Source organism: Sphingopyxis chilensis (assembly GCF_035930445.1).
Classification (GTDB): domain Bacteria; phylum Pseudomonadota; class Alphaproteobacteria; order Sphingomonadales; family Sphingomonadaceae; genus Sphingopyxis; species Sphingopyxis chilensis.
Genome location: NZ_CP142394.1, coordinates 2439344 through 2462006, shown reverse-complemented (window position 1 = coordinate 2462006; position 22663 = coordinate 2439344). Strand labels below are relative to the sequence as shown.

The following is a 22663-nucleotide window of genomic DNA, read 5'->3' as shown; positions in this document are numbered from 1 at the left end:
AAGATGAACGCGCCCACCGGCAGGCTGGCCGAAAGCCTGACCCTGCCGCAACCCTATCTGCTGTTCCTCGGCGACACGACCGAGGCGGGCTATGCCAAGACCGCCTTTGGCCTCGCCGACTGGGCGGCTGACCGCTGCGTCGGCGAGTATGGGATCGGCGCCTGCTCGGTCAGCGCCGGCTTGCCGCGGCTGTCGCCTGACGAGGCCCGCGCGGCGGGAGCGCAGTCGTTGGTGATCGGCGTCGCGAACCAGGGCGGCGTCATCGGCGACGCCTGGGTCGCCGTGCTTGTCGAGGCGATGGAGGCGGGGCTCGACATTGTCAGCGGGCTCCACACACGGCTGACGAGCATCCCCGCGCTCGTCGAGGCTGCGAAACGGACCGGCCAGCGGCTGATCGACGTGCGCACGCCGCCGCCGTCGATCCCGATCGCCAACGGCCGCAAGCGCAGCGGCAAGCGCCTGCTGACGGTTGGCACCGATTGCGCGCTCGGCAAGAAATATACCGCGCTCGCGCTCCATCGGGCCTTTGTCGCGCGCGGAATCGACGCCGATTTTCGCGCCACCGGCCAGACCGGGATCATGATCGCGGGCGGCGGGATGCCGATGGACGCGGTGGTCTCCGATTTCGAGGCGGGGGCGGCGGAGATATTGAGCCCCGACGCGCCCGAAGACCATTGGGACCTGGTGGAGGGGCAGGGGTCGATCTTCAATCCTGCCTATGCCGCGGTATCGCTTGGCCTGCTCCACGGCAGTCAGCCCGACGTGTTCGTCGTCTGCCACGATCCGGCGCGCAAGGTGATCCTGGGCATGGAAAGTTTCGCGCTTCCCAGCATCGAGGAGGTGATCGACCTGACGATCCGCCTCGGCAGCCGGACCAATCCGGCGATCCGCTGCGGCGGGGTGAGCCTCAACACCTCGGCCTATGACGCCGATGCCGCCGAGGCGCTGATGGCGGCCGAACGGCAACGGCTGGGGTTGCCCGTAGCCGACCCGATCCGCGGCGGCGCGTCGTTCGACGCGCTCGTCGAAAACTGTCTCGCATGAGTGTGGGCGAGACGGGTGGCAGGTCGAGCTGGTTCCAGCGCTTCCTGCTGCCCGGTTTCGCGTTGAAGGCCGTCATCATCGGCGGCGGCTATGCCACGGGGCGCGAGCTGGCCGAATATTTCGTGCCGTCGGGGCCGTGGGGCGGGCTGGCCGCGATGCTGCTCGCGACCTTGATCTGGAGCATCGTCGCGGCGCTGACCTTCGCGCTCGCGCGCCGGATGCAGGCTTATGACTACCGCAGCTTCTTCGAAGGCCTGCTCGGCCCCGCCTGGATCGCGTTCGAAGGCGCCTATCTGATTTTCGTCGTGTTGATCATCGCGGTATTCGGTGCGGCGGCGGGCGCGATCGGCGCAGCGACCTTCGGCTGGCCCGACCTCGCCGGGTCGGTGCTGCTGGCGCTCAGCATCCTCGGTTTCACCGCCTTCGGCACGGCGCTTGTCGAGACATTGTTCAAATATGCCTCGATGCTGATCTACGCGGTCTATGCGCTGTTCCTTGTGTTCGCGCTCGCCAGCTTTGGCGAAATGATCGGAAGCGGCTTCGCGAATGCGCCGCCGCCGTCGGGCAATTGGGTGGCGGGCGGCATCACCTATGCGAGTTATAATATCGTCGGTGCGGTCGTCATCCTGCCCGTCCTCCGCCACCTCACCAGCCAGCGCGACGCAGTCGTCGCGGGGCTGATCGCGGGGCCGCTGACGATGCTGCCGGCAATCCTCTTCTTCGTCGCGATGATGGCTTTTTACCCTGCGATCGGCAGCGAAACCTTGCCTTCGGATTTCCTGCTGCGGCAGATGGCCGTGCCGGGCTTTCATATATTGTTCCAGATGATGATCTTTGCCGCGCTGCTCGAAAGCGGCGTCGGCGCGATCCATGCGATCAACGAACGCGTCTCGGGCGTCGTCGAGGCGCGCGGGCGGCCGCCGCTCGGCACCGGCCCGCGCGCCGCGATCGGGACGCTCGTTCTTGTCGGCTGCATGTTCGTCGCTGCGCGCGTCGGTCTCGTCGACCTGATCGCCAGTGGCTATCGTTTCCTCGCCTGGCTTTTCCTCGCGGTCTTCGTTCTGCCCTTGCTGACGATCGGGACCTGGCGCCTGCTTCGTCCCGCACCCGCTCCCCAAATGGAGGCCTTGCCATGAAAGCCGTTCGCCTGCTCGCCCTGTCGCTGATGCTGTCGGTCGCCGCGCCCGCATGGGCCGAGCCGCCCGCCGACATCGGCGAAAGCGTCGAGGCGCTGCGCAAGAAGGTCGGCGCGGCGGGCGTGTCGATCGCGATCGTCGAGGACAGCAAGACGACGTTGTCGCGCGGCTGGGGCGTGCGCAAGCTCGGCGAGCGCGCGCCGGTCGATGCGCAGACGATCTTCCAGACCGGATCGACCGGCAAGGCGATGACCGCCGCGGCGCTTGCGATCCTCGTCGACGAAGGCAAGATCGCGTGGGACGATCCGGTGATCAAACATATGCCTTGGTTCCGCATGTACGACGCCTGGGTAACCCGCGAGATCACGATCCGCGACCTGCTTGTCCATAGAAGTGGGCTGGGGCTGGGGCAGGGGGACCTGATGTTCGTGCCGCGCACGCATCTGACGCGCAAGCAGACGGTCGAGCGCGTCGCCTATTTGAAGCCCAAGACGAGTTTTCGCTCGGCCTATGCCTATGACAATATCCTCTATGCCGTCGCGGGTCAGCTGATCGAGGAAGTCACCGGGCAGACGTGGGAGGATTTCATCCGCGCCCGCGTGCTGCGCGCCGGCGGCATGAAGAATGCGACGAGCGACAGCGAAGACCGATTCCGTATCGCGAACCGCAGCTGGCCGCACGCCCGGCTGTCGGGCGCGCTGCGTGGGCTGGGCCCGCAACAGGCGCTCGACGAACGCGACGAGCTCGGCCGCAACGGCGCCCCCGCTGGCGGGCTCGCGCTCAGCGCCGACGACATGGCGGCGTGGCTCAAGATCCAGCTTGCGCACGGCGCGCTCCCCAACGGAAAACGCCTGTTCAGCGAGAAGCAGGCGGCGGAAATGTGGGCGCCGGTGACACCGATGCCGATCACGCCGCTTCCCGACCAGCTCAAGCCCGCGCAGCCGACGCAGCAGGCCTATGCGCTCGGCTGGCAGGTGCAGGATTATCGCGGCCACCGCATCATCCAGCACGGCGGCGGCGTCTTCGGGTCGATCACGCGCGTCGTCATGATCCCCGACAAAAATGTCGGCTTCGCGATCATGATGAACAGCGAGGACAGCGGGATGCTCCTCGGCCTCACCTACGACCTTCTCGATCATTATCTGGACCAGGGCGAGTATGGCTGGATCCAGAAGTGGGAAGACTGGTATCAGGCGCGGCTCGCGGGGGGCGAGGCGTTCCTGAAGCAGTCGAAGGCGTCGCCGGCGCAGAGCGGTCCCTCGCTCGCGCTGGCGCGCTACGCCGGGCGCTACCGCGATCCCTGGTATGGCGATGTCGTCGTGGGGTCGGGCGCGAACGGGCTGACGATCGATTTCACCTCGACGCCGCGGATGGCGGGGCGGCTCGAGCATTGGCAATATGACAGCTTCGTCACCAAGTTCGACGATCCGGCGATCGAGCCCGCCTATGTCACCTTCGCGCTCGACGCCGACGGCAAGGTGACGGGCGTGACGATGAAGGCGGTGAGCCAGATCGCCGACTTCAGCTGGGACTATCACGATCTGGATTTGAAGCCCGTGGAGGACACGAAATGAAGCATATCGCGATCCTGCTGGCCGCAACGGCACTCACGGCCTGCTCGACCGGAGGCGACAAGCCGAAGGAGGCGCCCGACGCGCCGCTGCACAGCCGGATGCTCGTGCTCGACACGCACCTCGACACCCCGCTCCATTTCGAACGCGCGGGCTGGAGCTTTGCCGATCGTCACGCGCTCGCCGACGACATTTCGCAGCTCGACATTCCGCGGATGAAGGACGGCAATCTCGACGGCGGCTTTTTCGCCATCTACACCGAGCAGGGGCCATTGACGCCAAAGGGTTACGCCGATGCACTCGCCTTCGCGCGCAAGCGTTCGGACCTGATCGACAGCACCATCGCCAAATATCCCGAAGTCATCGCTCCCGCCTTGACGGCACCCGATGCGCTGCGGCTGAACAAGGAAGGCAAGCTGATCGCCTTCAAGTCGATGGAGAACAGCTATCCGCTCGGCGAAGACCTTTCGCTGCTTCAGGAATTTTACGACAAGGGCCTGCGCCTCGCGGGGCCGGTGCATTCGAAGGACAATCAGTTCGCCGACAGCGCGACGGGGGCTGGGCGCTGGAAAGGGCTGAGCCCGCTCGGCAAACAGTGGGTCGCAGAGATGAACCGCCTCGGCATCGTGATCGATGCGAGCCATTCGTCCGACGCGGCGTTCGACCAGCTATTGGCGCTGTCGAAATATCCGATCCTGCTTTCGCACTCGAGCCTGCGATCGGCCTATGACCATCCGCGCAACCTCGACGAGGGCCGATTGAAGGCGCTCGCGGCGAAGGGCGGCGCCATGTGCATCTCGACGATCTTCATGTCGGAGATGAACATGTCGCCCGCGCGCGGCGAGCTGTTCGGCAAATATGAACGGATCGGCACGCTCTCGCCCGCCGAGCAGGCCGACCTCAACCGCCAGTGGCGCGAACTCGACAAGACCGAAAAATTGTGGGCGGCCGATTTCGACGCCTATATGACGATGGTGCTGCGCGCGATCGAGGTCGGCGGCGTCGACCATATCTGCTTCGGCGCCGACTGGGACGGCGGCGGCGGACTGCCGGGCATTGAGGATGTCTCGGCGCTGCCCAAGGTCACCGAGCGGCTGAAGGCGGCGGGTTATTCGGACGTCGACATCGAGAAGATGTGGAGCGGCAACATCCTGCGCGTGCTCGCGGCGCAGGGGAAATAGACGGCGTCAGCCGCGGAACTGCTTGGGGTCGATCCCGAGCTTTGCCATCTTGTCGTACAGCGTCTTTCGCGGCACCCCTAGCCGCGCCATCGTCGCAGCAATATTGCCGCGCGCCTGCGCCAGTGTGTCCTCGATGATCGTCGCCTCGAAGCGGCGCAGCCGCTCGGCGAGCGGCGCCTCGGCGGGTAGCGAGGAACGGCCTGGGTCGGAGGGCAGGTCCAGCACGACGCTATAGGCGAAATTCTTCAGCTCGCGGACATTGCCCGGCCAGTCGTGCTCGACCAGGTGGCGGCGGATGCTGTCGTCGATCTGGAACCCCGACATTCCCATCTTCGCCGCGGCTTCGTCGAGGAAGAAGGCGAAAGTCTGCGGAATGTCCGACCGCCGCTCGCGCAAGGGCGGAATGCGCAGCTTCACGACGTGCAGCCGGTAATAGAGATCCTCGCGGAAATCGCCGCCGCGCACCGCGTCCATCAGGTCGGTCTTCGTCGCCGCGATGACGCGCAGGTCGACGGGCTCGGGTGCGCTGGCGCCCAAGGGCTGCACCTCGCGTTCCTCGATCACGCGCAGCAGCTTCGCCTGCACCGCGGGGTGCATCGTGTCGATCTCGTCGAGGAACAAAGTCCCGCGGTGCGCGCTGCGGATGCGTCCGGCCTGACCCAGCTTGCCCGTCGCGCGGTCGGCAAGGTCGCTGCCGAACAGCTCGGCTTCCGCGAGCTCTTGCGGCAGGGCGGCGCAATTGACCGCAACCAGCGATGCCGCGCTCCGCCGGCTCTGGCGGTGGAGCATATGTGCGACCAGCTCCTTCCCGGTTCCCGTCTCACCCTCGATCAGCACGTCGATATCGGCCTGTGCGAGCTGTGCGATGGTCTCGCGCAGCCGCACCATCGCCGGGCTTTCCCCGATCAGCGGGCTGTCGATTGCCGCCGCCGCCGCGGTCAGCCGGCGGTTGTCGAGGATCAGCGCCCGGTGGGCGAGCGCGCGGCGCGCGACCCCGACCAGATGGTCCGCCGCAAAGGGTTTGGCGAGGAAATCGAACGCCCCGTCGTGGAGCGCGCGCACCGCCATCGTGACATCGGCGTGACCGGTGATCAGGACAACCGGAATCTCGGGATCGATCGAATGGATCGCCGCGCGCAGTTCGAGCCCGTCCATTCCGGGCATGCGGATATCGGTGACGACGATACCGGGAAAGCCGCTGTCGATGCGCGGCAGGACGCTGCGTGCATCCGGAAAGGACTCGACCGCGAGCCCCGCCAGATCGAGCGTCTGAACATTCGCTTCGCGCAGCGCCGCATCGTCGTCGACGAAGAAGACCGTCTGCTCGGCCGTGAAAAAGCTCATGCTCGCCTCAACGTCAGGCGGAAACCCGCGCCGCCGAGGGGCGAGGGGATGAGGGTCAGCGTACCGCCGAACCCGGTCATGATGTCGCTGGCGATCGCCAGCCCCAGTCCCAGCCCGTCGGGCCGGCCGGTGACGAAGGGCGTGAACAACTGCGGCAATATGTCCGCCGGAACACCGGGGCCATTGTCGCAAATGTCGATCAGCACCGGCCCGTTGCCATGCGCCAGCAGGGTTACGCGCGCGCCATCGACGTCGCGAACCGCCTCGGCGGCATTTTGCAGCAGGTTGATCAGCACCTGTTCCAGCCGCACGCGATCGGCGTGCACGGCGACGGCCGGCTCGTCTACTCCCACGTCAAGTGCGATGCCCTGCGCGCGCAGCCGGTCGCCGATCAGCAACAATGTCCCGTCGATCGCCGATCGCAGCGGGACAGGACCAAGCGGTGCCGGCGCGCGGCGCGCGAAATTGCGCAGCTCGCCGGTGATCGCGCCGACGCGGGCGGTCAGCTCGACGATATGGCCCAGATTGCCGCGCGCCTTGTCGGGCTGCGTCCGGTCGAGATAGGCAAGGGCGTTTTCGGCGAAGGTGCGGATCGCGGCGACCGGCTGGTTGATCTCGTGCGCGACGCCGGCGGTGATCTGTCCGATCGAGCCGAGCCGGCTCGCCTGCGCGAGTTCCTCGCGCGCGGCGCGATAGCGGCGGTCGGTTTCGGCCTGCCGCTCCGATGCCTGCCGTAATTCGTCGTTGGCGGCGCGCAAATCGCGCGTGCGGGCGGCAACCTCGCGTTCGAGCGCTTCGTGTGCCGCCTGCCGCATCGTCTGCCGCTCGACGAGGCGCAGCAGCGTGACGATCGCCGCGCCGACGAGGATCAGCAGGATCAGGAAGGCGACGCGCGCGGTCGCGGCGGCGCTGTCGCGCGCGGGTCCGGCGGGCTGGAGCAGGCGGAGTGTGCTGCCGCGAAGTGAAACGCGCTCGTCGGCCTGACGGAACAGATCGTCGCCGACGCGAAGGCCGCCCCCTGCGCGGTCGACCGGCAGCGGGGCCAGCCGCGCCTCGCCATAGCTGCGCGTCGCGCGAAGCCGCCGCTGCGCTTCGGCCGAGATCGGCACGAAGGAGCGGAAGCGCCAGCGCGCGTCGCTGCTCATCACGACGATACCCGCTGCGTCGGTCACCAGTGTGGTTGCGGACGAATCGGCCCAGCGCGACTCGAGCTTGTCGAATTCGACCTTGAGCACGATTACACCGAGCCGGCGCCCGCCGACGGTGACGCGCCGCGCGAGATAGAGGCCGGGGCGCCCGCTCACCGTCCCGAGCGCGAACAGCTCGGCCTCGCCGTCTTGCATCGCGCCCTGGAAATAGGGCCGGAAACGGTAGTTCTGGCCGACAAAGCTCGTCGGCGCGCTCCAGTTGCTCGCGGCGATCGTCGTGCCGCCGGCATCGAGGACATAGATCACCGCGGCGTCGGTGCGCGTGGCAAGCTGCTCGAGTTCGCGGTCGAGACGGCGCGAGGCGGCGTCGCTCTTGTCGGCGAGCGCCGCGCGCACGTCGGGAAATTCGGTGAGGACGCGCGGCAGCAGGCGGAATTTCTGCAATTCGCTTTCGAGCAGATTCGCATGCGCGCGCGCATTCTGGCGCGCTTCGAGATCGGCCTGCGCGTTCGCGCGATCGGCCGCCCATCGGGCTAGGCCAAAACCCGCGACGAGCAGGATCGCGAAGCCGACCGCGACGGCGACGAGCAGGCGCCGGCGACCCGCTTGGGCCCTTGGTGGCTGCGAATCGGTAGGATCGGACATGTGCGGATTATTGCACAGATATTTGCAAACCTATGCGGAAAGTTGCACAAATCTGTTGTCGCCGCGAACAGGCTTATAAATAAAATTGAGCTATTACATATATTTATGAAAAATTGCCCTCATATTTGACCCCCGTTCCGCGCCGCTCGTAAATTGGCGGAAAGGCCGTCCGACGGCCGCAAGCGAGCGCCGATGGCGCGAAGACATGGGGAGAGGCTGGTGGCAGTCACGATCGATTTGACCGCGCCGCAGACGCCGCAGGCCCGGCCGTGGTGGACGCACCTCTACGTCCAGGTGCTCGCGGCAATCCTCGCGGGCGTGCTGCTCGGCCATTATTGGCCGTCGGTCGCGACCGAGTTCAAACCGCTCGGCGACGGCTTCATAAAACTCGTCAAGATGATCATCGCCCCCGTCATCTTCCTGACCGTCGCGACGGGCATCGCGTCGATCGGGGAGACCAAGGCGCTCGGCCGCGTCGTCGGCAAGACCTTCGCCTATTTCCTTTTCTTTTCGACGCTGGCGCTGATCGTCGGGCTGGTCGTCGCCAATGTGATACAGCCGGGTGCCGGGATGAACATCGACCCGGCGACGCTCGATGCCGGGGCGGTCGCGCAATATGAGGCCAAGGCGCACGAAGCGACGCTCACCGCCTTCCTGCTCGAGATCATTCCGACCACTTTTGTCTCGGCGCTGACCGAGGGATCGATCCTGCAGGCACTGTTCGCCGCGATCCTCTTCGGCCTCGCGCTGTCGCACGCGGGCGAACCGGGGCGGCAGGTGCTGGGTCTGCTCGAAAAAGTGTCGGTGGTCTTCTTCGGTCTCGTCGGCATGTTGATGAAATTCGCGCCAATCGGGGCGTTCGGCGCGATGGCGTTCACGATCGGCCGATATGGCGTCGAATCGCTCGCCAACCTCGGCCTGCTGATAGCGACCTTCTATCTGACCTCGCTCTTCTTCGTGATCGTCGTCCTCGGCGCGGTCGCACGGCTATGCGGTTTCTCGATCTTCAGCCTGATCGCTTACCTCAAGGCCGAATTGCTGCTCGTGCTCGGCACCTCCTCGTCGGAAGCCGCCTTGCCGAGCCTCATCCAGAAGCTCGAACAGGCCGGCTGCGCCAAGCCGATCGTGGGCCTCGTCGTGCCGACCGGCTACAGCTTCAACCTCGACGGCACCAACATCTATATGACGCTCGCCGCGTTGTTCATCGCGCAGGCGGTCGGCGTCGACCTCAGCCTCGGCGACCAGCTTGCGCTCCTGCTCGTTGCGATGGTCAGCTCGAAGGGCGCGGCCGGTGTCACCGGCGCGGGCTTCATCACGCTCGCCGCGACGCTGTCGATCGTGCCGTCGGTGCCCGTCGCGGGGCTCGCGCTGATCCTTGGCATCGACCGTTTCATGAGTGAGTGCCGCGCGCTCACCAACTTCATCGGCAACGCGCTCGCGGCGATCGTCGTCGCGGGATGGGAAAAGGCGCTCGACCGCGACGCGCTCCACCGCGCGCTCAGGGGCGAGCCCGCGCCGCTCGCCGCGCAGCCGATCGAGACCGACGCCGATTGACCGACAACGAAAAGAATATGGGGAGTGAGACAATGAAAATGACCAAAGCCCGTTGGGCCCGCCACAGCAGCCGCACCGTGCTGGTGCTCGTCGGCATCGGCGCCTTCGCCGCGCCGCTCGCCGCGCAGGAAGCGCCGGCGGAGACCGCCGCCACGCCGCCGGGTGAAGAGGCGATCGTCGTCACCGGCAGCCGCATCGCGCGCGAAACCTATGACACCCCGGCGCCGGTGATCGGCGTCTCGTCCGAGGACCTGGCTGAATCGGGCGACAGCGAACTCAGCGAAACGCTCGCCGACCTGCCGCAATTGTCGTCGGCGACCAACGATTCCACGGTCACCGGAAACACGCAGAATTCGGGTCTCAGTTCGATCGAGCTACGCAACCTTGGCTCGAACCGTACGCTCGTTCTCGTCGATGGTCGCCGCACCGTGTCGAACAGCAGCATTTCCAACCTCGTCAGCCTCTCGACGATCCCCAGCGATTTCATCGACCGGGTCGAGGTCATCACCGGCGGCACCTCGTCGGTTTACGGTTCGGACGCGGTCGCGGGCGTCGTCAACATCATCACCAAGAAGAATGAACGCGGCCTGACGCTGCGCGCGCGCGCCGGCGTCACCTCGGAAGGCGACGGGCAGGAACTGACGCTGGGCGCGACTTATGGCACGCGCTTCGCCGACGGTCGCGGTTATTTCCTCGTCAGCGGCACCTATGACCGCGACTGGGGCATCCGCGCGGTCGATCGCGAATGGGCGGTGCGGCCGGTGTCTTACGACTATGATTTCGAAAATGGCATCAACGAGTTCGAGGGCGTCTATATCAACGCCGACGGCGCGCCCGCGAGCGGATCGCGCCCCGCGTCCCAATTCCCGCCGCTGATGATGAGCGATCTCAGCAGCTTCATCCCCGGCGGCGTGTTCTCGGGCGCCAACTCGGCGCGCGACCGCTTCTACCGGAACGGCGTGCTCGTCGAGCGCGGCCCCGACCCCGTCACCGGGGACCCTGTCACCGGCAGCGGCGGCGGCGCGAACAGTCCCGGCAACGTCGGCTATTTCCTGCCGAACCGCGACGGGTACAACCAGCGCACCGGCCGCTCGCTGATCCTCGCCCGCGAACGCTATCTGGGCGCGGCCAAGCTCGAATATGAATTTTCGGACGCGATCGAGGGGTTCGCGCAGCTCCAATATTCGCGGATCACATCCGGCGAAACGCGCGAATCGGTGGGCATCGGGTGGGATTCGACCTATCCGCTGACCGATCCCGTCACCGGCGTCACGACCGAGATCGAATATGGCAAGATCCCGTGCCGCCCGGACAGTGGCCGGGGGTCGGGCCCGTGCAATCCGTTCGTTCCCGACGAAATTCGCGCCGATGCCCCTTCGACCGGCGCGGGCATCGCCTGGGACCGCCGCTTCGACGAGGTCGGCGGCCAGATCACCGAGAACAAGCGCGAGACGATCCGCAGCTGGGCCGGCCTGCGCGGCAAGATTTCGGACAGCTGGAATTGGGAAGCGAGCTTCGGTTATGGCCAGTACAAGCAGGATCAGTGGCGCCGGAACGAGATCAACGGCGTCAATCTGACACAGGCGCTTAACGCCGAGCTGGGACCAGACGGCGCCCCGCGGTGCGTCGATGCCGATGCGCGCGACGCAGGCTGCGTCCCCATCAACCTGTTCGGCGAAGGGGCGATCACCCCCGAAGCCGCGGCGTGGATCCGCGCCGACCTGCACCAGGAACTGACGATCCGCCAATATACGGGGCAGGCCTTCGTCACCGGCGAATTGTTCCAGCTTCCCGCCGGCCCGGTCGGCGCCGCCTTCGGCGTCGATTATCGCAAGGACAGCCAGGAACTCACCGGCGATCTGCTGTCGCAGACGGGCGGCACGACCGGCAATGCCGTGCCCAATTTCGGCGGCTCGATCCGCGCACTCGAAGGTTATGGAGAAGTCAGCGTGCCGCTGGTCCGCGACGCGCCGGGCGCCTATCTGCTCAGCGTTGATGCCTCGGCGCGCGTCGCCGACTACAGCATCGACAATGTCGGTACGGTGTTCAGCTGGCGCGGCGGCGTACAATATGCGCCGATCCCCGATATCCGCTTCCGCGCCCAATATGCCCGCGCCCAGCGCGCGCCCGACATCGCCGAGCTCTATTCACCGCCGCGCGGCAATTTCGAAGCCGCGAACGACATCTGCGATGGCGTGACTCCGACGACGACCGGACAGATTGCCGCGGGTTGCCGGCTCGATCCGGGCATCCAGGCGCTCTTCGCGCAGCAGGCGACCGATGGCGTGACGCAGCAATATTCGCAGGCGGGCAACAGCCTCTACAGCCCCAACGGCGGCAACCTCGACCTCAAGGAGGAAACCGCCGACACGCTGACGCTCGGCGCCGTGCTCGCGCCGCGCTTTATCCCCGGCCTCACGATCGCGGTCGATTATTACGACATCCGCATCAAGGACGCGATCGACGCCTATTCGAACCGCGACATCCAGCTGCAATGCTATGACACCGACGTGCCGCAGGCGGACAACCCCTTCTGCGCCGACATCACGCGCAACGCCAACAACGGCCAGATTGTCGAACTGGTCCAGCGGCAGGTAAATCTCGCGCGCTTCGACACGCAGGGGATCGACGTCGCGTTCAACTATCGCTTCCGCCTCGACGATGCGCTCGGCATCCCCGGCCGCTTCGACCTGCGCTACGATGGCACGCATGTGCTGAAGCAGAAGGTGCAGTTTCAGGGCGTCGACGGGACCGTCACCAACGATCTTGCCGGCGACCTGGCCGAAGGCAGCTTCAAATATCGCGCACGCGCATCGCTCGGCTGGCGGCTCGACAATTTCCGCATCCGCTGGACGACGACCTATTATGGCAAGATCAACGACAGCAATTCGCTCGCCGACCAATATGCCGCGCTGCTCGAAACCAATCCGAATGCCGAGGTGCCGGTCTTCCTCAATATCGGCGACGTGTGGGAGCACGACCTGTTCCTGTCGTTCGACCTCGACGCGGGCGGCAAGGAATTTCGCCTCTATGGCGGCGTGAACAACCTGTTCAATTCGATCAGTCCCTTCCTGCCGAGCGGGACCGAAAGCGGACGCTTGACCAACCAGAACGGCGTCTATGATATTGCCGGACGCCGCTTCTACGTCGGCGCAACGGTGAAATTCTGATGCGAAAACAAATGAAACGAGCTTCGGGGCTTCTATCCACTGGACCCCTGAAGGCCATGTCGGGAGCGGTGCTGCTGACGCTGGCAGGGTGCGCGCCCGGCCAGGCGGTCGCCAGCACCGCCCCGCATGGTGAAACCGCCGGGCAGGCGATATCGTCCGAGCCCAAGGCCGCGCCGAAAACGATCCTCTTCATCGGCAACAGCTTTACCCAGGGCGCGCATTCGGCGGCGCGCAACTGGCGCGCGGGGTCGGTCGCTGACCTCAACCAGGCGGGCTATGGCGGCGTGCCCGCGCTGTTCAAGCTGTTCACCGAGCAGGCGGGGCTCGACTATGAGGTCAGCCTCGAGACGCAAGGCGGCAAGTCGCTCGGCTTTCATTATGACGAGCGGCGCCAGCGTTTCGACCGCGCGTGGGACGTGGTGGTGCTACAGGAATATAGCACGCTCGACCGCGAGCGGCCCGGCGACCCCGCTGAATATATCCGCAACGTCGGCCGCCTTGCGGCGCTGTTCAAAGCGCGCAATCCGGCAGTCGATATCCGCCTCGCCGCGACCTGGTCGCGCGCCGACCAGGCCTACAAGCCCAAGGGCCATTGGTACGGCAAGCCGGTGTCGACGATGGCCGAAGACCTTCGTGCCGCCGCCGATCGCGCGCGATCCGCCAACCCCGCAGTGGCGGGCGTACTGCCGGTCGGGCAGGCGTGGAACCGCGCGATGACGACGGGGGTCGCCGACCCCAATCCCTATGACGGGATCGGCTATGGCCAGCTCGACCTCTGGGCCTACGACCATTATCACGCGAGCGTCGCGGGCTATTATCTCTCGGCGCTCGTTACTTTCGGTGCGGTCACCGGTATCGACCCGACCACGCTCGGCCCGAAGGAAAAGGGCGCCGACGAGCTTGGCCTTTCGGACGCGCAGGCCGCGGCGCTGCAACGCGTCGCGCGCGATACGCTCGCAGGCGCCCCATAGATCGAAAGCGCCGCGAACGACTGTCGAACAGCGGAACGAACCGCCGCGCCAAGCGTCCAATATGGGCTCTCGGCCGGTCGTGGCCGCGATCGGGCAGGAGGATCGGATGCAGGCGCCCGAAGGTTTGGAATCCCCGCCGCAGCGCCTGCGCCTGTGGGACCGCCACGCCAGCCCGATCTCGATCCTCGTCCTCGGCGCGCTCCTGCTCGCGGCCGTCCTCGGCTTCACTGGCGGCCAGCCCAGCCCGCCGCGCACCGCCGATTTCGGCGCGGCCCGCCTGACCGTGAAGACGCCGGCCATCATCCGCAACGGCGAGTTTTTCGAAACCGACGTGACGCTGACCGCCAACGCCCCGCTGGGTGACGCCGTGATCGCGGTGACGCCGACGCTGTGGCGCGACATGACCGTCAACACGATGATCCCGGCCCCCGTCGAGGAGAGCTTTGAGGATGGACGCTTTCATTTCTCCTACGGCCCGCTCGAGCCCGGAGAGCGCCTCCGCGTCAAGATCGACGGTCAGATCAACCCGCCGCTGTTCGCCGGCACGCAGGGGGACATCGCGGTGTTCGATGGCGAGCGGCGGATCGGCGCGATACCGCTGCGCATCAAGGTGCTTCCCTGATGGATATCGTCCTGCGCGCCACGGTGATGTTCTTCGTCTTGTTCCTCCTGATCCGCCTGCTCGGCAAGCGCGAGCTTGGCCAGATGACGCCGTTCGAATTCGTCGTGCTCGTCGTGCTCGGTGACCTGATCCAGCAGGGCGTGACGCACAATGATTTCAGCCTGACCGGCGCAACGCTCGCCATCTGCACCTTTGCCTTCTGGGCGCTGGTTCTCAGCTGGACCGCCTATCTAGTCCCGCGCGCGAAGAATCTGCTCGAAGGGACGCCGCGGGTGATCGTGCGCGATGGCCGGATCGTAACCGAAAACCTGCGCCGCGACCGGCTGACGCGCGACGAAATCCTCTCCGAAATGCGGCTCGCCGGCATCGGGCGACTCGCCGACGTCGCCTGGGCGATCCTGGAGCCGCAGGGCAAGATGAGCTTCATCAAGAAGGATGAGGGCGACGCGCGGCAACGGGATCGCGACGATCCCGCCGACTGACCGGCCGGCACGACAAGCCATTTGCTTATGCTGTATTGGGGCTGTAATACGGCCCCGAGCATGACCTGGTTTCGTAAACCCGATGGCCCCGACCCCACCCTTGCGGTGGGGCCGGGCGCACCCTTTGCCGAAATGGTGCCGCCTCCGCCGCCGCCCCTTCCCGAAACGCGGCGGGGCAAATGGGTGCGCCGCATCGCGCGCGGTTTCGTTGTGTTCTTCGCCTTTTTCCTCCTGCTCGTCGGCTGGCTCGCCCTCACCGCGCCGCTGTCGAAATCGCTCGAGCCGATCGCGCCGCCGCAGATCACCCTGCTCGCCTCCGATGGCACGCCGATCGCGCGCACCGGCGCGATCGTCGACGCGCCGGTCGAGGCGAAGAAGCTGCCCAAACATGTCACCGGCGCCTTCCTCGCGATCGAGGACCGGCGCTTTTACAGCCATTGGGGTATCGACCCGCGCAGCATCGCGCGCGCGGTATGGAGCAACGTCACCGGCGGGCGGACGCAGGGCGGCAGCACGATCACCCAGCAGCTCGCGAAATTCACCTTTCTGACGCCGAAGCGCACGCTGGGCCGCAAGGCGCGCGAGGCGCTGATCGCTTTCTGGCTCGAAGCCTGGCTGACCAAGGACGAGATTCTCGAACGTTATCTGTCGAACGCCTATTTCGGCGACAATACTTATGGCCTGCGTGCCGCCTCGCTCCACTATTTCTACCGGCATCCTGAAAAGCTGACCCCCGCGCAGGCGGCGATGCTCGCAGGGCTGGTGCAGGCGCCGTCGCGCCTCGCGCCGACGCGCAACCCCGATCTCGCCGAAAAGCGCATGAAGCTGGTCCTGAATGCGATGGTCGACACCGGCTATATGACCGAGCGCGAGGCCGGGGCGATCCGCACCCCGCGGATCGACGTGCGCACCCGCAACACGTTGCCGACCGGCACCTATTTCGCCGACTGGGCGCTGCCCGAGGCGCGCAAATTGAGCGACGTCGGCTATTCGCGCCAGACAATCACGACAACGCTCGACGCGCGGCTGCAATCGATCGCGCGCCGCGTGACGGGCCGCGCGGGGCTCGGCAAGGCGCAGGTCGCGCTTGTCGCGATGCGCCCGAATGGAGAGGTTGTCGCGATGATCGGCGGCAAGGATTATGCCGCCTCGCCCTTCAACCGCGCGACGCAGGCGCGGCGTCAGCCGGGTTCGACCTTCAAGCTTTTCGTCTATCTCGCGGCGCTTGAGGCCGGCTGGGAACCCGATGACCGGATCGACAACAGCGTGATCGAAACCGGCTCCTATCGTCCCAAAAATTCGGGCGGTGCCTATTCGAAGGACATCAGCCTCGAAGACGCCTTCGCCTCGTCGAGCAATGTCGCCGCGGTGCGTCTGTTCGGCGAAGTGGGCGACGAGAAGGTGATCGCGATGGCGCGCGACCTTGGCGTCACCGCGCCGATGGCGAAGGGGGACCCCAGCCTCGCGCTCGGCACGTCGAGCATGACCTTGATCGAACTCACCGCCGCCTATGCCGCGGTCGCGGCGAACAGCTATCCGGTCGAACCCCACGCATTCAAGGAACAGGAAAAGGGATGGTTGGAAAATCTGGTCTGGGGACCGTCGCGTTTCGGCGCTGGCGAGCATGAGGATATCGAGAAAATGCTGCGCGCCGCGGTCAATCGCGGGACCGGCCGCGCCGCGCGGCTGCCGCAAGCCAATTATGGCAAGACCGGCACGACGCAGGACAATCGTGACGCCCTGTTTGTCGGTTATGCGAACGACCTCGTCGTCGGCGTGTGGATCGGCAACGACGACAATACGCCGCTTCGGGGCATATCGGGCGGCGGCCTGCCCGCGCGCATCTGGCGTGATTTCATGACCGAGGCATCGGGCCGGCAGGCGGCGCCGCGACCCCGGCGCGCCGACCCGGCGGGTCCGGTCGAACCGCTCGACATTCCCGACATCGGCGACATTCCCGTCGGCGACCGGACGCGCGTCGGGATCGAGGGCGGCGATGCGGTGATTTCGACCGAGATCAATGGCAGCCGCATCGACCTCAGGCTGCCGATCCAGGACCGGGCGTCCGAACCGGTCGAGGCGGAACCGCCGCCGGCGGCGCCGACGCCTCCCTAGGCTGGCATCTCAGCCGGGCAACAGGTCGAATGCCGCGGTCGCCAACGTCCGCCCGTTGACGATCAACTCGACTTCATGGCGCTCCGGATGATGGCGCCGCGTACTGAAATCGCGGATCGTCTGGCCGATGGCGAGGGTGGCGGTATCGCGTCCGGCAAGCGCGAATGTTTTCAGTTTGAACACTTTGGGCGCGGTCTTGCCCCCCGCGCGGGCGTAGTGGACGCGGTAATCAACGACCAGTCGCTGATCGTCGGGCGAATCCGACAGGATCTCGGCGCTGATCGCGATCCGGTCGCCGAGGCGCACCGTTGCCGGTACGATGACGAAATCGCGCACGCTGACCGCCGCGCCATGGCCGACGCCGATCAGCGCGAGCGCGCCGGGGTCGCCTTTCTTGATCAGCGTGCGCAGCGCGTGGCGAACGATCCACGCCGTGCGCGCGTCGCCCTGCGGCCAATCGTTCAGTCGCGCCAACAACCAGTCGGGCCGGTCCTTGGCGATGTCGTTCAAATGGTTGGCGACCGATTTGCGGACATAGGCGCTGGGATCGGCCTTCAGCGCCTCGAGGATCGGCGCCGCCAGCGTCGGATCGGCCTTGAGCGCCGGCACGCGCGCTGCCCACGGCAGTCGCGGCCGCGCGCCCTCGCTCGCGAGCCGGCGCACATGATCGTCGTCGCTGCCGGTCCAGCGGGTCATCGTCGCCAGCGCGCGGGCACTATCGGCCACCAGAAAGGGGCGGATCGCGAATTCGGCGGAGCCGAAGCGCGTCAGGTCCGCGAGCGCATCCATCGACGCATCGAAATCGGCAAGACCGTGGCGCGCCACATATTCGGTGATCGCGATCGCCTGAAACCCGTGGGTCAATCGCGGTGCCATCGCCCGAAGGACATCGAGACGCGCCGCATGGTCGCCGGGCAACGCGGGATGGAGCGCGTCGGCGATATGGCGCACGCGTTCCATGATCGACAGCGCGTCGAGCCCATCGGACGCCGCGCCCAGAAACGCCTCACGGTCGAAGCGCGGAGAGACCCCGGAACCCGCGTCAGCGATCGTCTCCAGCGCCCGGAGCCCCAGAATATCCTTGAGCAGGGCCGGGGTTTCGGCGGTCACGATGTTGGCCTTACCGGCTCTCGACCAGCCCGCCGCCGAGCGCGACGTAGAGCGTGACCAGATTGTCGACCTGCGCGCGGCGCAGTTCGATCAGCGTCTGTTCGGACGCGAACAGATTGCGCTCGGCGTCGAGCACTTCGAGATATGTCGAAACGCCTTCGCGATATCTTTTGCGCGCCAGATCGGCGATCTGCCGCGTCGCAAGCGTGCCGCGCTCCTGCGCATCGACCTGTTCGGCGAGGTAGCGGCGCCCGGCGAGCGCGTCGGCGACTTCGCGAAAGGCGCCTTGCACCGTGCGCTCATAGGTGGCGACCGCGATATTCTCGCGCGCTTCGGCGACGGTCAGATTGCCCTTGTTGCGCCCGAAGTCGAAGATCGGCAGGCTGATCGACGGGCCGAAGCTCCACGTCATGCTGTCGTCGCTGAAAAGATTGTCGAGCGACAGCGACGAAAAGCCGAGATTGCCCGTCAGCGAGATCGAGGGGAAGAAGGCGGCGCGCGCGGCGCCGACATTGGCGCGAGCGGCGCGCAGTTGTTCTTCGGCCGCGACCACGTCGGGGCGCGCGACGAGCAGGTCCGACGGCAGGCCTGCGGTCAGCGTCGGTGACTGCGCCTGCGCGACGAGCGGCAGCGGCGCGGGCAGGGGGCCGGCTACCGGGCCACCGGTGAGCACGGCGAGGAAATTATCGGCCTGTGCCTTGCCGAGCTTCAGGCTCGCAAGCTGCGTCTCGGCCTGCGTCAGCAACGTTTCCGACTGGCGATAGTCGAGCGCGGAGGTCACCCCGGCGTCAAGGCGGCGTTTGGCGATCCGCAGCCCTTCCTTGCGGCTTGTCACCGTCGCCTCGGCAAGCTCGATCTGCTCCTCGGCGCCGCGTGCGGAGAAATAGGTCGAGGCAACGTCGCGGACGAGCGCGAGGCGGAAGGCGCGCTCGGCCTGCTCTGTCGCGAGATACTGGCTGCGCGCGGCTTCGGACAGATTCTTGACCCGGCCCCAGAAGTCGAGCTCGAACGAGGTCACGCCGACGCCGACCGAATAGCGGTTGATCGTCGCAGCGCCCGTGCCCGGAACCAGCTGGCTGCGCGACCGCGTCGCGTCGGCGCTCGCGCCCACCGTCGGCAGGCGATCGGCGTCCTGAATGCGATAGAGGCCACGCGCTTCCTCGATCTGCGCGACCGCGACGGCAAGGTCGCGGTTGCGCCCGATCGCCTGTTCGATCAGCACCTTGAGCTGCGGGTCGGCGAAGAAGTCGCGCCACGCGACCTCGGTCGCGCGCTGTCCCAGCGTCACGTCGCCCGCGAATTCGGCCGGATAGTCGGCGGCGGTCGACAGCGGCGGCCGCTCGTGCTTCGGAGCCATGTTGACGCATCCGGCAAGCGCCGTCGCCGCGGCGAGCGCGATCAGGTTACGCATGGCCGGGTTCCTCATGATGGCCTTTCTCGGCGGGGGCAGGGGGGCGCTTGCGGCTGAGCCATTTGCGCACCGAAAGGTAGAAGAGCGGGATGAAAAAGATGCCCAGCAAAGTGGCTGCGATCATCCCGCCCATGACACCCGATCCAACCGCGATGCGGCTCGCGGCACCCGCGCCGCTCGCGATCACCAGTGGCACCATGCCGAGGATGAAGGCAAGGCTGGTCATGATGATCGGACGCAAGCGCAGCTTCACCGCTTCCATCACCGCGTCGAGCGTCGACTTGCCTTCGGCTTCCTGCTCGATCGCGAATTCGACGATCAGGATCGCATTCTTCGCGGCGAGCCCGATGATCGTGATCAGGCCGACGTTGAAATAAATGTCCGCCGACAAACCGCGGAACATCGAAAAGAGCACCGCACCGAGCACGCCCAGCGGCACGACGAGCAGCACAGCGACCGGAACCGACCAGCTTTCATAGAGCGCCGCGAGCAGCAGGAAGACGACGACGAGCGACAGGCCGAGGAGCATGCCGATCTGGCCCGCCGACTGCTTCTCCTCATAGGAAATGCCCGTCCATTCGAACGCGAAGCCCGCGGGAAGCTGCGACGCAAGCCGCTCCATCTCGGCCATCGCCTCGCCGGTCGACTGACCCGGCGCGGGCTCGCCCGAGATCGTCATCGCGGGATAGCCGTTATACCGCTGGAGCTGCGGGGCTTCCGCTGACCATTCAGCCTTGCTGAACGATCCGAAGGGCACCATGCCGCCGTTCGCACTGCGGACGCGCAGGTCGAGCACGTCCTGCGGCGTCATCCGGTTCGCGGCATCGGCCTGCAACAGCACGCGCAGCACGCGGCCTTCGCGGGTGAAGTCGTTGGCATAGGCGCTGCCGAAGCTGATCGCGAGCGTCGCGTTGACGTCGCCGATCGACAGGCCGAGCGCCCGCGCCTGGATGCGGTCGATATCGACCTTCAGCACCGGAGCGTCCTCCTGACCCTCGGGACGGACGTTGGCGAGCAGCTTGCTCTGCATTGCGCCGCCGAGCATCTGGTTGCGCGCGGCGACCAGCGCATCGCGCCCGTTGCCGCCGCGGTCCTGCAGCTTGAAGGTGAAGCCGCTCGACGTGCCGAGCTCGGGGATCGACGGCGGGCTCAGCGAAAAGGCAAACGCCTCCTTGATCCCCATGAACGTCCCCATCGCCTTGCCCGCGATCGCGTCGGCGCTGTCGCCTTCGCCCGTGCGTTCGTCCCAGGGCTTGAGCGGCGTGAACATGATCGCGTTCGCCTGGCCCTGGCCAAAGAAGCTGAAGCCGTTGACCGATACCACATTGGCCACCTGCGGCTGTTCGGCGAAGAAGGCCTTAACCTGCTTGGTCGCCTCGTTGGTGCGTTGCGTCGTCGCGCCCGGCGGTGCCTGGATGACGGTGATCAGATAGCCCTGGTCCTCCTGCGGCAGGAAGGATCCCGGCAGGCGGAAGAACAGCAGCCCGGTCACCGCGACCATCAGGACGAAGACGCCGAGCCAGCGCAGAGGCGCCGACAATATCTTGCCGACGCCGCCCTGATAGCGATCGGTCGTGCGGCCGAACCAGTCATTGAACCGGCCGAAGAAGCGGTCGGCGAAGGCTCCGATCCGGCCCTTGCGCTCTGTATTGTCGTGCGGTTTCAGGAGCGTCGCGCAGAGCGCCGGGGTCAGCGTCAGCGCGAGCAGCGCCGAAAAGGCGATCGAGATCGCAAGCGTCATCGAGAATTGGCGATAGATGCCGCCGGTCGATCCGGGGAAGAAGGCCATCGGGATGAACACCGCGATCAGCACCAAAGTGATGCCGATGATCGCCGAGGTGATCTGGCCCATCGCCTTCACCGTCGCTTCATAGGGCGGCAGATGCTCCTCGTTCATGATGCGCTCGACATTCTCGATCACGACAATCGCATCGTCGACGAGGATGCCGATCGCGAGTACCATGCCGAACAGCGTCAGCACGTTGATCGAGAAACCGAACATCCACAGGCCAAGGCACGCGCCCGCAAGCGCGATCGGCACCACTACCGTCGGGATCACCGTCGCGCGCCAGTTCTGGAGGAACAGGAACATGACGAGGAAGACGAGCAGCATCGCCTCGCCCAGCGTTACCACCACTTCCTCGATCGACAGGCTGATGAAGGGTGTCGTGTCATAGGGGATCGACCAGGTGATGTCGGACGGGAAGCCCTTCGACAGCTCGTCCATCCGGGCGCGAATGCCCTCGGCGGTCGACAGCGCGTTGGCGCCCGGGGTCAGCTGGACCGCGAGCCCCGCCATCGGCTTGCCGTTGAGTTCGGACGAAAAGAGATAGCTCGCCGCGCCCAGCTCGACGCGACCGACATCGCCCAGCGTCACCGCCGACCCGTCGGGGTTGGCGCGCAGGATGATGCTCTCGAACTGTTCGGGCTTGGTGAAGCGGCCCTGCGTGGTGATCACGGCATTGAGCTGAGCGCCCTTGGCGATCGGCTGGTCGCCGAGCTGGCCGCCCGGCGTCTGGCTGTTCTGCTCCTGCACCGCGCCCAGGGCTTCGGCGGCGGAGAGGTTGTAGGACGCCAGCTTTTGCGGATCGAGCCAGATACGCATCGCATATTCGGGCGCGAAAGCCTGGACATTGCCGACGCCATTCACGCGGCGCAGCTCGTCGAGGACGCGCGTATTGGCGAAGTTGTTGACCTCCATCGGGTCGGTGTTGCCGCTCTTGGACGTGATCGCGACGATCAAGAGGAAGCCCGAATTCGCTTCGGTTACCGAAATGCCCTGGCGCCGGACATCTTCGGGCAGGCGCTGTTCGACGCGGCGCAGGCGGTTCTGCACCTCCATTTGCGCATTATCGATGTCGGTCCCGGCCTCGAAGGTCAGGGTGATCGACGCGGTGCCGTTCGATTCGCTGGTCGAGGCCATGTAGAGGAAGCCCTCGACCCCGTTCAGTTCCTGCTCGATGACCTGCGTGACATTTTGTTCGAGCGTGCTCGCGTCGGCGCCCGGATAGGTGACGCCGATCGTCAGCGACGGCGGCGCGACCGTGGGATATTGCTCCACGGGCAGGCTGCGCAGCGCGATGATGCCCGACAAGAGGATGCCGATGGCGATGACCCAGGAGAAGATGGGCCGGTCGATGAAGAAGCGGGGGGTCATGT

Annotated in this window: 15 protein-coding genes; 10 read left to right on the top strand and 5 right to left on the bottom strand. The window is 66.3% G+C overall.

The window, feature by feature from the left end; translation table 11 throughout:
• Window positions 1-3 precede the first annotated feature (3 nt).
• Genes VSX79_RS11425 through VSX79_RS11410 form a run of 4 tightly spaced genes read left to right on the top strand, consistent with a single transcriptional unit; the run spans window position 4 to window position 4932 of the window.
• Window positions 4-1044, top strand: a complete 1041-nt coding sequence (locus VSX79_RS11425) for a DUF1611 domain-containing protein (RefSeq protein ID WP_179495339.1) — start codon at window positions 4-6, stop codon at window positions 1042-1044.
• Window positions 1041-2180, top strand: a complete 1140-nt coding sequence (locus VSX79_RS11420) for a YkvI family membrane protein (RefSeq protein WP_179495341.1) — start codon at window positions 1041-1043, stop codon at window positions 2178-2180. Before VSX79_RS11425 ends, VSX79_RS11420 begins: the two co-directional genes overlap by 4 nt.
• Complete coding sequence (locus tag VSX79_RS11415; RefSeq protein ID WP_326913392.1) at window positions 2177-3754, top strand: serine hydrolase; 1578 nt, start codon at window positions 2177-2179, stop codon at window positions 3752-3754. The genes VSX79_RS11420 and VSX79_RS11415 overlap by 4 nt, the downstream gene beginning before the upstream one ends.
• Complete coding sequence (locus VSX79_RS11410; protein WP_179495346.1) at window positions 3751-4932, top strand: dipeptidase; 1182 nt, start codon at window positions 3751-3753, stop codon at window positions 4930-4932. The genes VSX79_RS11415 and VSX79_RS11410 overlap by 4 nt, the downstream gene beginning before the upstream one ends.
• 6 nt (window positions 4933-4938) lie before the next feature.
• Here VSX79_RS11410 and VSX79_RS11405 read toward each other — a convergent pair whose 3' ends face one another.
• Together VSX79_RS11405 and VSX79_RS11400 are read right to left on the bottom strand one after the other, a co-directional pair.
• Window positions 4939-6276 (bottom strand): sigma-54-dependent transcriptional regulator, encoded by a 1338-nt coding sequence (locus VSX79_RS11405; RefSeq protein WP_179495348.1) that lies wholly within the window; start codon window positions 6274-6276, stop codon window positions 4939-4941.
• Window positions 6273-8069, bottom strand: coding sequence for a sensor histidine kinase (locus VSX79_RS11400; protein WP_179495350.1), 1797 nt, complete (start codon window positions 8067-8069; stop codon window positions 6273-6275). The genes VSX79_RS11405 and VSX79_RS11400 overlap by 4 nt, the downstream gene beginning before the upstream one ends.
• A 192-nt stretch (window positions 8070-8261) precedes the next feature.
• On the opposite strand from VSX79_RS11400, the gene VSX79_RS11395 reads away from it, so the two are divergent.
• The 6 genes from VSX79_RS11395 (at window position 8262) to VSX79_RS11370 (ending at window position 16983) form a co-directional block, all read left to right on the top strand.
• Window positions 8262-9623 carry a dicarboxylate/amino acid:cation symporter gene (locus tag VSX79_RS11395; RefSeq protein WP_257018072.1) on the top strand — a complete coding sequence of 454 codons (1362 nt, stop codon included), beginning with the start codon at window positions 8262-8264 and terminating at the stop codon, window positions 9621-9623.
• A 38-nt stretch (window positions 9624-9661) separates the two neighbouring features.
• Window positions 9662-12793, top strand: coding sequence for a TonB-dependent receptor plug domain-containing protein (locus tag VSX79_RS11390; protein ID WP_326913391.1), 3132 nt, complete (start codon window positions 9662-9664; stop codon window positions 12791-12793).
• Between the two features lie 56 nt (window positions 12794-12849).
• Window positions 12850-13764: a DUF4886 domain-containing protein gene (locus VSX79_RS11385; RefSeq protein ID WP_326913390.1), complete on the top strand. Its 915-nt coding sequence runs from the start codon at window positions 12850-12852 to the stop codon at window positions 13762-13764.
• 61 nt (window positions 13765-13825) lie between these two features.
• Window positions 13826-14386, top strand: coding sequence for a hypothetical protein (locus VSX79_RS11380; RefSeq protein ID WP_326913389.1), 561 nt, complete (start codon window positions 13826-13828; stop codon window positions 14384-14386).
• Window positions 14386-14868 (top strand): DUF421 domain-containing protein, encoded by a 483-nt coding sequence (locus VSX79_RS11375; RefSeq protein ID WP_179495360.1) that lies wholly within the window; start codon window positions 14386-14388, stop codon window positions 14866-14868. Before VSX79_RS11380 ends, VSX79_RS11375 begins: the two co-directional genes overlap by 1 nt.
• A gap of 60 nt (window positions 14869-14928) precedes the next feature.
• Entirely contained in the window at window positions 14929-16983 is a 2055-nt protein-coding gene (locus tag VSX79_RS11370) for a transglycosylase domain-containing protein (protein WP_326913388.1), read from the top strand.
• Between the two features lie 9 nt (window positions 16984-16992).
• Here the strand turns inward: VSX79_RS11370 and VSX79_RS11365 are convergent, their stop codons facing one another.
• Genes VSX79_RS11365 through VSX79_RS11355 form a run of 3 tightly spaced genes read right to left on the bottom strand, consistent with a single transcriptional unit; the run spans window position 16993 to window position 22661 of the window.
• On the bottom strand, window positions 16993-18093 hold the full coding sequence (locus VSX79_RS11365; protein WP_326913387.1) for a DNA alkylation repair protein: 1101 nt from the start codon (window positions 18091-18093) through the stop codon (window positions 16993-16995).
• 10 nt (window positions 18094-18103) lie between these two features.
• Window positions 18104-19504 carry an efflux transporter outer membrane subunit gene (locus VSX79_RS11360; protein WP_326913386.1) on the bottom strand — a complete coding sequence of 467 codons (1401 nt, stop codon included), beginning with the start codon at window positions 19502-19504 and terminating at the stop codon, window positions 18104-18106.
• Window positions 19497-22661, bottom strand: a complete 3165-nt coding sequence (locus tag VSX79_RS11355; protein WP_179495374.1) for an efflux RND transporter permease subunit — start codon at window positions 22659-22661, stop codon at window positions 19497-19499. Before VSX79_RS11355 ends, VSX79_RS11360 begins: the two co-directional genes overlap by 8 nt.
• Window positions 22662-22663 lie beyond the last annotated feature (2 nt).